Origin of the sequence: Pseudomonas sp. RSB 5.4 (genome assembly GCF_037126175.1) — a bacterium.
Taxonomy (GTDB): Bacteria; Pseudomonadota; Gammaproteobacteria; order Pseudomonadales; family Pseudomonadaceae; genus Aquipseudomonas; species Aquipseudomonas fluorescens_H.
The window spans coordinates 3,179,173-3,194,975 of sequence record NZ_CP146986.1; the positions used below are offsets into that span (position 1 = coordinate 3,179,173).

Annotated in this window: 10 protein-coding genes; 3 read left to right on the forward strand and 7 right to left on the reverse strand. The window is 61.0% G+C overall.

Annotated features, from left to right (window positions below; translation table 11 throughout):
• Positions 1-5 precede the first annotated feature (5 nt).
• Both V9L13_RS14335 and V9L13_RS14340 read right to left on the reverse strand, forming a co-directional pair.
• Entirely contained in the window at positions 6-3,629 is a 3,624-nt protein-coding gene (locus V9L13_RS14335; protein ID WP_338799857.1) for a Tc toxin subunit A, read from the reverse strand.
• Positions 3,626-6,982 carry a hypothetical protein gene (locus tag V9L13_RS14340; RefSeq protein WP_338799858.1) on the reverse strand — a complete coding sequence of 1,119 codons (3,357 nt, stop codon included), beginning with the start codon at positions 6,980-6,982 and terminating at the stop codon, positions 3,626-3,628. The genes V9L13_RS14335 and V9L13_RS14340 overlap by 4 nt, the downstream gene beginning before the upstream one ends.
• A 458-nt stretch (positions 6,983-7,440) precedes the next feature.
• Here V9L13_RS14340 and V9L13_RS14345 point away from each other — a divergent pair, with 458 nt between their 5' ends.
• Positions 7,441-7,815: a DUF6124 family protein gene (locus tag V9L13_RS14345; RefSeq protein WP_338799859.1), complete on the forward strand. Its 375-nt coding sequence runs from the start codon at positions 7,441-7,443 to the stop codon at positions 7,813-7,815.
• A gap of 145 nt (positions 7,816-7,960) precedes the next feature.
• Here V9L13_RS14345 and V9L13_RS14350 read toward each other — a convergent pair whose 3' ends face one another.
• Complete coding sequence (locus V9L13_RS14350; RefSeq protein WP_338799860.1) at positions 7,961-8,320, reverse strand: PilZ domain-containing protein; 360 nt, start codon at positions 8,318-8,320, stop codon at positions 7,961-7,963.
• 228 nt (positions 8,321-8,548) lie between these two features.
• Positions 8,549-8,935, reverse strand: a complete 387-nt coding sequence (locus tag V9L13_RS14355; protein ID WP_003227608.1) for a hypothetical protein — start codon at positions 8,933-8,935, stop codon at positions 8,549-8,551.
• Positions 8,936-9,108: 173 nt separating this feature from the next.
• On the opposite strand from V9L13_RS14355, the gene pyk reads away from it, so the two are divergent.
• Entirely contained in the window at positions 9,109-10,560 is a 1,452-nt protein-coding gene (pyk, locus tag V9L13_RS14360) for a pyruvate kinase (RefSeq protein WP_338799861.1), read from the forward strand.
• 221 nt (positions 10,561-10,781) lie between these two features.
• Here pyk and V9L13_RS14365 read toward each other — a convergent pair whose 3' ends face one another.
• The 3 genes from V9L13_RS14365 to V9L13_RS14375 form a co-directional block, all read right to left on the reverse strand.
• Entirely contained in the window at positions 10,782-11,531 is a 750-nt protein-coding gene (locus tag V9L13_RS14365; RefSeq protein ID WP_003227611.1) for an enoyl-CoA hydratase-related protein, read from the reverse strand.
• Between the two features lie 175 nt (positions 11,532-11,706).
• Positions 11,707-12,642 (reverse strand): iron-sulfur-binding ferredoxin reductase, encoded by a 936-nt coding sequence (locus V9L13_RS14370; protein WP_338799862.1) that lies wholly within the window; start codon positions 12,640-12,642, stop codon positions 11,707-11,709.
• Entirely contained in the window at positions 12,635-13,741 is a 1,107-nt protein-coding gene (locus V9L13_RS14375) for a GGDEF domain-containing protein (RefSeq protein ID WP_338799863.1), read from the reverse strand. Before V9L13_RS14375 ends, V9L13_RS14370 begins: the two co-directional genes overlap by 8 nt.
• A 521-nt stretch (positions 13,742-14,262) precedes the next feature.
• Between V9L13_RS14375 and V9L13_RS14380 the strand changes: the two genes are divergently transcribed.
• Complete coding sequence (locus V9L13_RS14380) at positions 14,263-15,786, forward strand: fumarate hydratase (protein WP_027612504.1); 1,524 nt, start codon at positions 14,263-14,265, stop codon at positions 15,784-15,786.
• The last annotated feature ends 17 nt before the right edge of the window (positions 15,787-15,803 follow it).

Here is a 15,803-nt window from a genome sequence, read left to right on the forward strand (position 1 = left end):
CACGGTCATTGGTGAATCAGCAATTCGTTGAAGGTGATAGGGTCAAAATCTGTTGACCTGTCATTGGCCTCGCAACGCACGCTGAAAATGAACTTGCCGCCGGACGTGCTGGACACGTAGACCCGTGTAACCCCCTCGAAGTCGGCATGATTCTGCTCGGGGCGAATCACCACCGAGCCGCTGCTGCCGTTGGCAGGTTCGGCGTACCAGCGCACCAGACGGTTGCGCCCGGGGTTTCGATATTCGTCGCGCAGCGTGGCGTACAGCTCGACTTCCTGCCCTGCCGTAACCGGCTCCTGCGGCACCTGGGCCTTCAAGGGTGCCGGGAAGAACAGCGTCTCGGCGTCATCGGAAATATTGATGGTCGGGGCCTGTTGCGCATCGATCAGGTCAAGCCAGAACAGTGGCGTTTCCTGCCCCATGACCTTGCCCGGCAGATACTCGACAGTCACCTTTCCGTCGGTCTCAGTGGCCCTGGTCGCAATCGTACCGAGGCTCACTTGCCAGTACACATTGACGCCACTCAGTGGCTGGTTGTCGGCGTCCTTGAGGGTCACGGTCAACAGGACTTTCTCGCCAGGTTTACCGGCCACCACCTCGGTCTTGTCCACGACACAGGTCATGGTGACCAGCGGTTGCACAACCTCATCGGCGAAGGTAACCACCGCCTCGCGGGTGTCTGAGAGGCTAAGCAGCGCGCGCTCGGCGGCGGTACGATAAGCGGCCTTGTCTACGTCCTCCGGCAGATTTCCCACGAGAAAAATCGTCAGGGCGTCCATGCCGCTATGCCGGGCCAATACACGGATGCGCATCAGCAAATCGAGCTGGGGCAAAGTCTTGAGAATCTTCAATTCAGGGTCGATGCGGCTGACGCACTCGCGCACCTCCTGCACACTCCAGTCGAAAAACGCCGCCAGCCGCAACGCTGCCGCGTCCTGCGCGAGCCGCAACGCATCGCCTGTCAAAGGGGTGGGCAATGCGTTGACCTGACGCAGATAGTCGAGCAGTTTGCCCGCCGGCTGCTCGCTCAACTCGAAGGCCCGACCCAGCGCACTCAGGTAATACAAGGTGCGGATCGACAGCAGGTGCCGGTCGTCCTGAGCCATCCAGGCCTTGTGGCCGTATTGCAGAAAGTCTTCGAGCGACACCGCAGACAGTTCCAGCTTGCTCGCCACCGCACTGCGACGTCGCACATCAGCCAGCAAGCTCAGCAGCGGGTCAGGTTGCTCGGCAGTGCGCCTGAGCGCATCAACTGCATCAAGATCGGCACGCTCGCTGACCAGCGACAACAACTGATAAACCGTGGCCTGCGCCCAGGTCAGCACGAGCAATCCGCGTTCGCTGTCAAGACCGGTGTACACCGCCAGGCACTCCCGAACGACCGAGACCTGCGCTTCCCGCGCCTTCAACAACACGCCGAGCATTCGCTCTACGAGAATGCCCCGCTCACTGGCGTCGCCCTCGCCCAGCCCTTCCCTGATTGCCTGGTCGAACGTTTCCCGGGCGAGTTTCAGGTAATCGGCCTCGGATGATTGCGGGTCGATGACCAGACCCGCAGGGTCGACCAGTACGGTCAACAGTCGCAGCCAGTCCAGCCCCTCCAGCGAGGGAACACCAGCCATCGACAGTCCGGCGTTGTTGAACAGCGCGGCAGGCAGCAGGTTGCGGATCTGCTCGAACAACTGCTGCTCAGCCTGCGTGGCAACTGCCAGAGCCTGCAGCGGTGCCACTTGCTGCAGCATCCACAGCACGGGGAGCTCGCGATCCCTGCACCAGGACACGCACGAGTGCAGGGCATAAATCAGATTGAGCACGTCCGGTGTGGTTTCGCTTTTGAGCCCTGTGTACACCCGCGGCAAGCCTGCCAGGCCGTCAACCCAACTCTCGCCGCCCAACAGCGTCAGCATCAGCACGCCTTCGACCGGGGTAATGCCCAGCAGCCGTGGCAACTTCACCAACCGGTAGAAACTTGAAATGACTGCCGGAGTACGCTCCAGCCTGCCGCTGCCCCTGTGCGCCCGTTCGATCGCTACTGCCAGGTAGGCATAAGTCTGCAGATCGATGCCCAATCCGCTGCACAACTGGCTGATCGTCAGCTCCGCTACCCCCTGCTCCGGCAGTGTCGCAAACGTTGCGCCGTCCAGCACCAGGGGCTGGCGATAGTTGCCTTGGCCATTGAAAGTGCGATCAAACAGTGACAGCACATTGGCACGACCGTAAATCGAGATTTCATCGATGAATGCCGCGAAGTCTTCTGCGGAACAGCCATAGCGTTCACGCAGCGACTGAAACAAGCCCAACGCATGCACCTGATGGGTGGAAATCAACCACGGATTTGCCAGCTTCGCAGGACGGGCCTCTGCCCTGATCGCCGCCGTCAACAGCGCATCCACCTGCTCGCAGGGCAACTCCAGCCATCGATCCAGACGCAACTTGCGATTCATTCGTTCATAGCGGTCAATGATGGCCGGGTCTTGTGTCAAACGATGCAGAAAGGCTTCGCTGTCTTCCCTGTAATCAATGTCGAGCGCCGGGCTGGTCGCGGCGTTGATATAGACCGAGCCGGATCGCTGGCTCTCGTCAGCGCCCGGTTGCTCGCTGTCATACACGCTGACGTTGGCCGAACGCGTCGGGGCGAATTCGCGAATCGACAGCAACGCCTCGATCTCCCGGGTGTCCAGCCCCGTACGCTCGCCAAAGAATTTCACCTGATTGAGGTTTAGCCACTCGGTCCCAGGCGCTCCATAGTTGCGTTGGTAATAGTCGTCCCTTGCGTCGGTATCGCCAGTTTCTATCGGAGCCTCCGTCAGCAATTCACGCTGATAAGGCCCCAGCCGCGACGCATGGGTAAAGGCACGCCCGGCATCGTTGTCCCACGCCTCGGGCTGCAGGAAATAGGGATAGGCCAGATCCACCATGTGGGCGATATTGCCCACCGACAGACCATGTTCGCGGGCGACAAAATCAAGCGTGACCCAATGCTGGTAGTACGGCAGGCCGTTGGGGTAACGGGTCTGGATCAGCGCATCCTCGAGGTCTGTATCGTCATCGTTTTCCTCGATAAACGTTTCGAGCACCGGGACGATAATGTCCAGCGCCGACACCGCCTGATGCACGGCATTGAAGTCGACCAACAGCTTTTTCAGGTCCTGACGGCGGTCATGCAAATCGAGTTTTCCCTCGCCGCCAACGGCATGGATTTTCTCCTCGATCCAGCGCAATAACTCGATCAGGTAAGCCACTGGGGATGCAATTGACTCCAGCGCCTGCGGTGGGCACAACTCATCGAAATTGGTCGAGAACAAACCCTCGTAGCTCGGCCCTGCGACCATCGACAACAAACCACTGTCGGGACGCGTGACCCGGGCTTGCGAACCGCGCAACGAGTGTTCGATGAACTGGCGCCGGACAAACACAGCCAGGCTGTTGGCCCTGCGTAAAAACGCCTGCGCGTCGCCGGGGGTCATCCGGTAATGGCTGACCAGCCCCTGCACGCCTTGCTCGACCAGCGGAAAAATCGAACCGCCGTTTTCAAGGTAATCACAAAAATCGGCATAGGTTTCGCGCTGTTCATCGTTGAACACTTGCCTCAGCAACTGCTGCACTGGGCGGATCACAGGCTCGGTCATGGTCGTGCTCCCGGTGGAATCGAAGTCACCTCGAAACGCTCGCTTTCAACCCAGTCGGAAACGGTCGAGCCATCCGCAGCGTCGGTGATCGTCTGTTGGAATCGGCACCAGTAGCCGCCAGGAAGCAGGGGGTGCGTCGCCTCGCCGCGCCAGCCTTGAGCGGTGACGACAACGCCTGCACTCAACGCGGTTTCAGGGTTGTACCAAGGCACGACGCGCCCGACGCCCGTGCGGCCTTTACCGAGGAAGCTAAGCGGATTTTCTTTCCAGCTTCCCGGCGTCGGCTCATCGATAGCAGGCAGGTAAGTGCCCAGCTCTACTGGATGTGGAGCCGAGGGGGCAGACTCGAAGCCATCACACGAGGACACCGCCACCAGCTCCGCGGTGCCGCCGGACTGCCCCGCTTCAAGGGTCAGCGACCAAGTACGATCCTCAAGTACCGGAGTGCTTGCGCGCACCGTGCCCTTGCTGCTGGTCAGTTTCACCGCAACCATGTCGCGTGGATGACCGAAGCCGGACACAACAACCCGACGACCGACGTGCACGCCCCGCCCGGGGCTCTCGATAACCGGCGCAGCGGGCACCACTTTGTAAGTGCGCGGGGGGCTTTCCTTCGACTCATGAGTGTCGAAGAATTGCCGGGCCTTCAGGGTGTAGTTGCCGACCGGCAGCGTTACTTCGGCATGCCATTTGCCCTCGGCGTCGACCGGGACTTTGTCGAGCAGGATTTCGCTCGGACTTTCACGCCAGATCGTCACCTGCCCAAGGGGTTCGCCGGTGCCCGAAAGCGTCGAGGTGCGCGCCAGCGATTGATTCTCCTCCGGCACCGTGATGACCGGCGGCACTAACACGACAAAATAGCTGCGCACATCACTGCGAGAAGATGGTCTGTCAGCGATGGTTTGCGCAGCATCTATCTGATATTTGCGGAACTCGAGTTTTTCCAGCTCGATGAACCAGGCGCCATGAGCGGTCAGCCGTTTTGGCGCCCCCAGCGGCCGGTCGAATTGCGCATCACGCAACTGCAACGTGGCACCGCTATAGCCGTTGTCGCCGCGCACGGTCATTTTGTAGTGGGTATCTGCGTTTTCATCCGGCTCGGTGATGACCGGTTTCTCCGGGCTGACCGAGAACGTTTGCGAAGCCGGCGGTGACGGTTGCCCGGCAACGGTCTGAATGACCGTCACCCTGTGCTCCTTGTCCGGAGCGAACCCGGCGTCGCGTTTAAAGGTCCATGTGCCGCTGGCTCCATCAGGTTTGTGCTCGACCGCACTGTCGCTGTACTTCAGGCTCAGTGTCGCGCCGGGCCAGCAGGTGCCGGAGATTTTCGGTGAGAGTCCATCGTCTTCGACGGCAGTGATGACGGGGGCCAGCAGCGGCACGGTGATGCTCATTTCCACCGGATCGGACGCGAAGGCGTCCTTGGACTGCACCACCAATACGATTCTGGTGGTATTCGGCTGCCAGGGTGTCGCTGCCTCTGCCGTCCAGCCCTGGCCCGTCACGGGCGCGGGTGGAGCAATGGCAGCGCCGGTCTGCTTGTCCGTCACTTGCACTGTGGCGCCGACTATCCCTCTGCCGGTGATCCGCGGCTTGTAGGCGACCACGGTATAAGTCAGCTCAGTCGGCGGTGGGAAACGGTCGATATTGATGACCAGCTCAACAGCTTCCGAGACTGCTGCACCGAGCTTCTGCACCACACGAACGGTGCGGGTCGAACCCGGTGTCCACGCCTCGAAAGCACGGGTCGACCAGCCCTGATTCGTGACCTGCGCCGGGGGAGCAAGCGCAGCGCCGGTCGCCTTGTCGGTGACCTCGACAGTTGCCCCTGCAACACCTTCGCCGATGAAGGTCGGGGTGTAGAGCTCATTGGTGTATCTCACTGCAGAGGGCGGTGGAAGTTTCGATGAAGCCTTGAACAGGTATTCCTGCGAGGGAATCCAGCCGCCGGCGTTATCGGAAACCCTTTGCACGACTTTCAGATCGTAGTCGCCGATGGGCCAGTTCTGTGAAGTCGTTCTCCAACTGCCTGCGGTCACGACTACGGCAGGTGGCGGTGTCGCACCTGCCGGACCTCGGACAATCGTGATCTCGACCGTGGCGCCGGTAAAACCTGCGCCGAAAAACTCGATGGTGGTGAGGGTCGGGTAGGTGGCGCTGACGGACGTCAATGCTGGAGGGCGGACTTTGAACAGCCGCGCCACACTGCGCTCCGACTCATGATCGCCTTTGAATTGCTTGGCAACCAGAGAAACAGGCCCGGGAAGTAACGTGACGGACGCGCTCCATAGCTCTCCAGTCAACACATTGCTCTGGCCCACTTGGGTGGAACCCAGGTCTTCAAACAAAACAACTCTAGCTCCTGCTTCGCCCTTGTTACCTGACACAGTAAAAGTCGTTGCTTGCATTGAAGCATTCGCGGGAGAGGTTATTGCAGGTATGGCCGGCCGCAAGTCGACCGTTACCGGAACCTTGTTCGAATATCCGATGCGCGTACCCTGGAAGCTCGATTCAGCATGAAAAACAAAACGACCTTCGGGCAAATCCTTAGTGAGCCTGACTATCCATGAGCCGTTTCTGACGGTTGCCTGACCGTAGGAACCACCCAGCGCGCCCTCTCTGTAAACCGTGACCGTTACGCCTTCGTTGGGCCCTGTCCCAGAGACTTCCGGTCTGGGTTCACGTATCACATCATTTTCTTTAGGCAGCGTGATCAGCGCAGGATCATAGACGACTGTAAAGGGGTAGCTCGTACGCCCAGTGTCTTGCCCCCCCCAAGGGATGTAGTACTCGACAGAGACTGTGTGCGGCCCCGGATTGAGGTCCGTCGTATGTTGATAGGTCCAGTAACCTGGGGTTGGCACAATTGCCCGGGAACTCGAACCGTTATCAAAAGAAACCAGAACAACCGCCGAAGCCCTGGGGTCTTTGGTACCGCTGACAAGTGGCCTCGCCCCCAACTCGGCGCCACTCTGGAAAGACGTAACCTGTGGTTTGGTTGCGATGTCAAACGACACGAACCCCCACGGTTGCCATTCGTTCCTGATTCTCGCTCGGAAACCGAAAAAGCCCCTGCCGGCACGGCTGGCGGCCGGCACGCTTCTGAACAATACACCCAATTCATTCGTATACCCCGTATACCGCTGACCACCATACTGATCGTCCAACTGGTATTCATGAGTACCCCATTCGCCCGCCTCAATATGAAAATACACGGGGGTTACCAGCGCGTAACCATCCATAGGCTTATGAAAAACAGGCGAAGGTCGCGCCATCAAGGGTTCATCGACATTAGCCGCAGGAGTGATTTCGGAGTTAGTGCCAAGACCGGGTTGTTCATTATCGTCTGCCATGAGAGCGCTCTCGGGTGATGCCAACATTGGTAGGGCGTAACGAATTGATACGCCTGAAGCGCCTGGTCGCCTACCTGTAAAATCTGACAGTGCCGACGAACGGTAATGAGTATTTCGCGGTATTTCTTCAGTGTGCCGAGAGGCTACAACGCCTTGCGCCTTTGCCTACAGATCCGCCAGAATCCGCCGGCTTGTGCGCCTTGCCGATGCCCCGTAACGTGGTCCGTGCCGCTGCCAATCAGTGGTCGGGTTTAGTCGTCCGGGGGTTTCACCAATGTGCATAAGCGTCATCAAGTCGGGTATTCCCTATCCCCGCACTCGATGGTGGCTGTTCGCAGGGCGCCTTCGGGCGCGCCGGTTCTTGGTGATGCTTTCCCCCGGTCGACTAACCTGCGTTCAGCCGCCACCCTCTCGTTTAGTCGCGAGATCGTGCTGGCATCACTTAAGGGAAAATCACCGTGTTCAAACCAACTCCGAATCCACCCGAAACAAATCCAGCCGAAACCTCGCCCTACGAATCCCCCGATTCCCGAAAACTCCACGAAGCCGCCGAGCGCGCTCTCGATCACTACCTCAAACCCGAACCGTCCTCGCGCAACTCCGTGGATCGCGGCATGCAGATGTTCCGCGTCGCGCCCGACATCAATCCCGAAGCCATCGCCATCCAGACCTACGAAACCTTTTCGTCGGTGAGCATTCTGCTGCTGGATCTGGCGGACAGCCTGGAAGACAAACCACGGCATCTGGCGATGGCGATTTATCAGTTGAGCGAGATGGGGTTGTTGCTGGCGGAGAAGACGCTGGACAGTGAGCGGGCGATTGCTGTGGGTTAGCCTGTAGTCAGACGTTGTCTGGGCTGACGCCTTCGCGGGCAAGCCCGCTCCCACAGGGATTTGTGGTGTGCACAAATTCCTTGATCAACCGGACACTGTGGGAGTGGGCTTGCCCGCGATGGCAATCGTGCGAGCGCCACCGAAGTCAGGCCGAGGCCGGCAATGGCTGAAAGCTGAAATACTGACGCAGCGCCTCGACCAGTTGCGCATATTCCGGGGGTGGACGCTGCAGGCTGAACCCGGCGTCGTAATGCAGGGGCGTCGCGTCTTCCTGACACCACAGGCAGCTCGCATTGAGGTCGATCACCTGTTGGCAACCATCGCTGGCGGGGATTTTCAGACGCAGATGGAATTCGGCACCGATCATCATCGGCAACTGGCTGATGAGCATCAGCCCGTCTTCAGACACGTTGCCCAGAAAGCCGATGGGTTTGTCGGTGACGCTGTTGAACACTCTGAGGAAGTACGGCAACTGATGCCGTTCGATTCGGCGGTCGGTAAACATGCGCAGTTCGCCATGCAAGGCTCCATCACAGAGCCGCACCTTTGCTTCGGAACGCGCCTGTATGGCAGCCGCGCTCTCCCCGCTTCCGGTGGGATGGTCGCCAATACGCCATCGCCTCAACAACGACCAGTCGCAGGTGTTGCCCCGGCCCAAAGTCAGGCTCTGAACCGGATCACTGGACTATAGCTCAGCCTGTACAGTCGGCCAGATTTTGTATGACAACCACCATCAGAAACGCTGTGCCGGTACCACCGCTGCCGAACTGCGGGTCGGATAATGGCCCAGGCTCTGCAGGGTTTCCAGGCGCGCACGGGCGCGGAAGGCGTATTCGCTGGTAGGGTACGAGGCGATGATGAACTGGTAGGTCTGCGCCGCGTCGATGTACATTTTTTGCCGTTCCAGGCATTGGCCGCGCATCATCGACACTTCCGGCCACACATAAGGACGCGCCCGGCTGTCGCGCTCGACCTTGGACAGTTCGAGCATCACCTGCTCGCAATTGCCCCGGTCATAGGCGCTGTAGGCGTTGTTCAGATGGTGGTTCATCGCCCAACGGGTACATCCCGTGGCGGCAAGGGCGCTGAGGGCAAGGGCGGCAATGGGCAACAATCGCATGGGGGGTTCTCCTGTCTTGAGTTCTGTATCGACCCCTGGTCGGAAATCTTCAGGCGCGTTTGTCCCAAAGTTGCCACGTTCAATAAAGAAAACGATAAGTAGTGCATTCGAACAATGACTACACCCTCGGAGCATAGTAGCCTTCGCTGGCGCTTGAACTCAGGAGTCTTTGCATGTCCGTCCGTCGTACCAAAATCGTCGCTACCCTTGGCCCGGCCAGTAACTCGCCGGAAGTTCTCGAACAGCTGATTCTGGCTGGTCTGGACGTCGCCCGTCTGAACTTCTCCCACGGCACCCCCGACGAGCACAAGGCTCGCGCGAAGCTGGTGCGTGACCTCGCCGCCAAGCACGGCCGCTTCGTCGCCCTGCTGGGTGACCTGCAAGGCCCGAAAATCCGTATCGCCAAATTCGCCAACAAGCGCATCGAGCTGAAGATCGGTGACAAGTTCACCTTCTCCACCAGCCATCCGCTGACCGAAGGCAACCAGCAAGTGGTCGGCATCGACTACCCGGATCTGGTGAAAGACTGCGGCGTGGGCGACGAGCTGCTGCTCGACGACGGCCGCGTAGTGATGCGCGTCGAAACCGCCACCGCTACCGAGCTGCACTGTGTCGTGACCATCGGCGGCCCGCTGTCCGACCACAAAGGCATCAACCGTCGCGGTGGCGGCCTGACCGCGCCGGCCCTGACTGAAAAAGACAAGGCCGACATCAAGCTCGCCGCCGAAATGGAAGTCGACTACCTCGCCGTGTCCTTCCCGCGTGACGCCGCCGACATGAACTACGCCCGTCAACTGCGCGACGAAGCCGGCGGCACTGCCTGGCTGGTGGCGAAGATCGAACGCGCCGAAGCCGTGGCCGATGACGAAACCCTCGACGGCCTGATCAAGGCGTCCGACGCAGTGATGGTTGCCCGTGGCGACCTCGGTGTGGAAATCGGCGACGCCGAGTTGGTGGGCATTCAGAAGAAGATCATTCTGCACGCACGCCGCCACAACAAAGCGGTGATCGTGGCGACCCAGATGATGGAGTCGATGATCCAGAACCCGATGCCGACCCGCGCCGAAGTGTCCGACGTGGCCAACGCCGTGCTCGACTACACCGACGCCGTGATGCTCTCGGCTGAATCCGCCGCTGGCCAGTACCCGCTGGAAGCTGTGCAGGCGATGGCACGCATCTGCGTCGGCGCTGAAAAGCACCCGACCGGCAAGACCTCCAGCCACCGTATCGGCAAAGAGTTCGAGCGTTGCGACGAAAGCATCGCCCTGGCGACCATGTACACCGCCAACCACTTCCCGGGCGTGAAAGCGATCATCGCCCTGACTGAAAGCGGCTACACCCCGTTGATCATGTCGCGCATCCGTTCTTCGGTGCCGATCTACGCGTTCACCCCGCACCGCGAAGCCCAGGCTCGCGCAGCGATGTTCCGTGGCGTGTACACCGTGCCATTCGACCCGGCCTCGCTGGCACCGAACGAAGTCAGCCAGAAGGCAATCGACGAGCTGGTCAAGCGCGGCGTTGTGGAAAAAGGCGACTGGGTCATCCTGACCAAGGGCGACAGCTACCACACCACCGGCGGCACCAACGGCATGAAAATCCTGCACGTGGGCGACCCACAGGTCTGAGTGATCAGCTGAAAAAACAAAGCCCCGGCATGTGAGTGCCGGGGCTTTTTGCATTCTGATCCTGAGGTTTTATTGGCCGACCCGGCCTCTTCGCGAGCAAGCCCGCTCCCACAGTGGGAATGCATTCCAATTGTGGGAGCTCACTGGCTCTGACAGGGAAATGCATTCCAATTGTGGGAGCGGGCTTGCTCGCGAAGGGGCCAGGCCGGTCAGCGAAAATCTCAATGGCGTTTGATAAACCCGGTCAACGCCGCCAATGCCTCCGGCGAGCGCAAGCGTTGGGTGAACAACACGCCCTCCTCTTCGATCACTTTACGGATCAACTCGCGCTCCGGCGCTTTGAGCAATTGCTTGCTGATGCGCACCGCCTCTGCGGGCAGCTCATCGAAGCGCAAGGCCATTTCCCGCGCCTTGCTCAATGCCGCTTCGCCGCTGCCCAATGCCTCGGTGGCAATGCCCCACTGCGCCGCCTGTTCACCGCTGAAACCCTCGCCGAGCAGCAACAGCTCTGCCGCTTTGGCATGCCCGAGCAACCGCGGCAGGATCAGGCTGGAGCCGAATTCCGGGCACAGCCCCAGATTGACGAACGGCATACGCAGCCGTGCATCGCGGCTGACATAAACCAGATCGCAATGCAGCAACAACGTGGTGCCAATGCCCACCGCTGCCCCAGCCACCGCGGCGATCACCGGTTTGCGGCATTCGAGAAGGTTGAGCATGAAGTGGAACACCGGGCTGTCGAGGTCGCTCGGCGGTTGCTGGATGAAGTCGGCGATGTCGTTGCCGGCGGTGAAGCACTCGGCGCTGCCGGTGATCAGCACGGCGTTGATTTCAGGATCGCTGTCGGCCTGCCTCAAGGCCTCGGCGAGGCGACTGTACATCGCGCGGGTCAGGGCGTTTTTCTTGTCCGGGCGGTTGAGGCGCAGGGTGAGCAAACCGCGTTCGCGTTCCAGCAGGATGGCTTCGGTCATGGCGTGTCTCAACATGGCTGGTTACAAGGTTCATCTGTGGCGAGGGAGCTTGTCGGATCGCCGCACCGTCCCGCTTGAGTGCGCAGCGCTCACAGGCTTTTGGGGCCGCTGCGCGGCCTAGCGGGAGCAAGTTCCCTCGCCACAGAAGCGCCCTCAACCAGAGAAGGATCTGCGCTCAACCGCGGGCCAGAAACACATCCGCCAGCAGTTGATTACGCGGCAGTCCGGCCAGGTACAGACGTTTGGCAAAGGCGTCGACACTGGCGCTTGAGCCGCAGACTAAGGCCAGGGTCTGCCGGGAAACAAGGCGCAGTTGCGCCAAAGCGGCGGCTGAGTCGGCCGCCGTCCACAGCTCGACGCTGAGGTTTTCGCGCTGCGCAGCAAGCGCCGCCAGGGGTTTGGCCAGATAGTGCTCGCGCGCGTCATGGGCCAGGTGAATGACGCGGATGGCGCCTTGGTGATCCTGGCGCAAGGCTTCGCGCAGCACGCCGAACAACGGGCCCAGCCCGGTGCCGGCCGCCAGCAACCACAAGGGTCGGGTGTGCCAGTCCGGGTCGTAATGCAGCGCGCCACCGCGCAATTCGCCGAGGCGGATCGGATCGCCGATCTGCAGGCGCCGCGCCGCATCGCTGAATTCGCCGGGCTGGCGGCAGTCGAGGTGAAATTCGAGAAAACGGTCTTCCTGCGGCAAGCTCGCCAGCGAATACGGCCGGGCGATGTGGTTGATCCACAGCACCAGATGCTGCCCGGCGGCGTAGCGCAGCGGACGTTGCGGGGTCAGGCGCAAACGCAGGACGTTGTCGCTGAGCCAGTCCAGCGCCTCGACCACCGCCGGGCGCCCGTCGCTGATCGGGTCGAAGGTGTGCACCTCCAAGTTTTCCGTGACCTGACACTGACAGGCCAGTCGCCAGCCCTCCTGACGCTGTTCGGCGCTCAGGGCATCCGGGCGGCTGTCGGCGGGCAAGCCGTTCACACACTGCACCAGGCAGGCATGGCAACTGCCGGCGCGGCAGCTGTAAGGCACCACGACGCCGTTCTGGTTAAGGGCGTCGAGCAGATTGCTGCCCGCCGCCACCGACCATTGCCGGTCACCAACCCGAAGTTCAGGCATCCACGTTCTCCCACGCCGCCGCACAGCGATTGCGCCCGTCGCGCTTGGCCCGGTACAGCGCCTGATCGGCACGCTGCAAGGCGTCGTCCAGATCATCGCCCAGTTCCAGCAGGGTCATGCCTGCCGACAGGCTGAGGTTACGCACGTTCAGGCCCACCAGTTCAACGTCGGTGAAAGCAATGCGCAGGCGTTCACAGCAAGCAGTCAAACGCTCGGCATCGCAGTCGGGCAGCAACACCACGAATTCCTCGCCACCGTAACGCGCCAGCACGTCGCCATCACGCAGACAGGCACCCGCCACGCCGGCGAACGCCTGCAACACCTGATCGCCGGCGGCATGGCCGTGCAGGTCGTTGATGCGTTTGAAGTGGTCGAGGTCGATCAGCGCCAGACCATGCACCACGCCCGGCTCCATCTCATCCAGTTCACGTGACGCCAGGCGCAGAAAATGCCGGCGATTGAACAGTCCGGTCAGCTCGTCGGTGGCCACCAGATCTTCGAGCTGGCGCATCATCCCGCGCAGGGTGTCCTGATGCGCCTGCAAGGCAAACCGGCGCTGGCGCATGCGTTGCCGTGAAACCTGAACGAAGCGTGCGTAAATCACCAGCCACGCCAGCACCATCGCCAGAATGCACACCTGCAACGCCGCCAGCGCCGGATCCGGCAGACGGAAGTGATAGCCATCCCAGAGGGTGATTGCACAGAAACTGAAGAACACCAGCAGCGCACAGCGAATGAACGCGCGCCGGGATAAATGGAACAGACCGAACAGCAGGATCAGCACGTAAAACACCAGAAACGCGCCGCGTGCTTCATCCAGGTGCGCGATCAGCCAGGTCTGCCAGCCGAGCCCGAGCAACACTTGCGCTTCCGTCATGCTCGGGTCGGAAAAGCGCTGGTTGCGCCCGGACCAGAACAGCGCAAACAGCGTGGCCTGGCAGATGACCACCAACGCGCTGCCGATGGCCACGCTGTTCAACGATTGCGGGTAATGCCCGGTAAAAAACGCCAGCCACAGCAGCAGCAAAGCCAATCCGTAAGTGGCGGCCGCGAGGGCAAAGCGCTTGAGCAAAAGGCGTTGAATGGCGTTATGGGTCAATCGTTGACTCACCGTGCGATAGGAGGCTGACCGAGTGTCCTACTCTACAGACCGGATGCCACTTTAGAGGGGCGGTCGATAAATGACCACCGATTTTCGGGCTCGAAAATTGACGTCAAAAGTGTGGCCTCAAAAGCCCCTCACCCTAGCCCTCTCCCCGAGGGAGAGGGAACTGACCGCATTGTTTATTTGAGATACGCCGACCTGATACATCATGCCGAACTCAGGTTTTGAATTCGCCACAAATCGGCTCCCTTCCCCCCTCTCCCCCTTGGGGGAGAGGGCTGGGGTGAGGGGGTGGGTATTGAAGTGCAAACCCGATGTTCGATATTCGCCCAACCATGCGACCAACGAATGACTGCCGGCGCGTGTATGCCCGGAAGAGGCGCGGTATACTGCCGCGCCTTTTTAGCGTCGCGCCAGCAGCCCCGGCGTGCCTTGAAAGGTGCTTGCGACCGACCGATGCACCCAAGCCGCAGGCACCTTATTGAATGTTCCCGTCTTTTAGAGGAGCGCGACTCATGACCGTGATCAAGCAAGACGACCTGATTCAGAGCGTTGCCGACGCCCTGCAGTTCATTTCCTATTACCACCCCGTGGATTTCATCCAGGCGATGCACGAAGCCTACCTGCGCGAAGAATCGCCAGCGGCCCGTGATTCGATCGCGCAGATCCTGATCAACTCGCGCATGTGCGCCACCGGCCACCGGCCGATCTGCCAGGACACCGGCATCGTCACCGTGTTCGTGCGGGTGGGCATGGACGTACGTTGGGATGGCGCGACCATGAGCCTGGACGACATGATCAACGAAGGCGTGCGCCGCGCCTACAACCTGCCGGAAAACGTTCTGCGTGCCTCGATCCTCGCCGACCCGGCGGGCGCTCGCAAAAACACCAAGGACAACACCCCGGCAGTCATCCACTACTCCATCGTCCCGGGCAACACCGTGGAAGTGGACGTGGCGGCCAAGGGCGGCGGTTCCGAGAACAAGTCGAAAATGGCCATGCTCAACCCGTCCGACTCGATCGTTGACTGGGTGCTGAAGACCGTTCCGACCATGGGCGCCGGCTGGTGCCCACCGGGCATGCTGGGCATCGGCATCGGCGGCACCGCCGAGAAAGCCGCGGTGATGGCCAAGGAAGTGTTGATGGAATCCATCGACATTCACGAACTGAAAGCCCGTGGCCCGCAGAACCGCATCGAAGAGATCCGTCTCGAGCTGTTCGAGAAGGTCAACCAGTTGGGCATCGGCGCCCAGGGCCTCGGTGGCCTGACCACCGTGCTCGACGTGAAGATCATGGACTACCCGACCCACGCCGCCTCGCTGCCGGTGTGCATGATCCCGAACTGCGCCGCCACCCGTCACGCGCACTTCGTGCTCGACGGTTCCGGCCCGGCATCGCTGGAAGCGCCATCGCTGGACGCCTACCCGGAAATCGTCTGGGAAGCCGGCCCGTCGGCCCGTCGCGTCAACCTCGACACCCTGACCCCGGAAGAAGTGCAGAGCTGGAAGCCGGGCGAAACCGTCCTGCTCAACGGCAAGATGCTCACCGGTCGCGACGCGGCGCACAAGCGCATGGTCGAGATGCTGAACAAGGGTGAAACCCTGCCGGTGGATCTCAAGGGTCGCTTCATCTACTACGTCGGCCCGGTTGATCCGGTCGGTGACGAAGTGGTTGGCCCGGCAGGTCCGACCACCGCGACGCGGATGGACAAGTTCACCCGTCAGATCCTTGAGCAGACCGGCCTGCTGGGCATGATCGGCAAATCCGAGCGTGGCCCGACCGCGATCGAAGCGATCAAGGACAACAAGGCCGTGTACCTGATGGCCGTGGGCGGCGCCGCTTACCTGGTGGCCCAGGCGATCAAGAAGTCCAAGGTGCTGGCCTTCGCCGAACTGGGCATGGAAGCGATCTACGAGTTCGAGGTCAAGGACATGCCAGTCACCGTCGCGGTGGACAGCAACGGTGAGTCGGTTCACATCACCGGCCCGGCGATCTGGCAACAGAAGATCGCCGAAAGCCTGGCGGTAGAAGTGCAGTAAGCGTTTCGCAGCCGTAA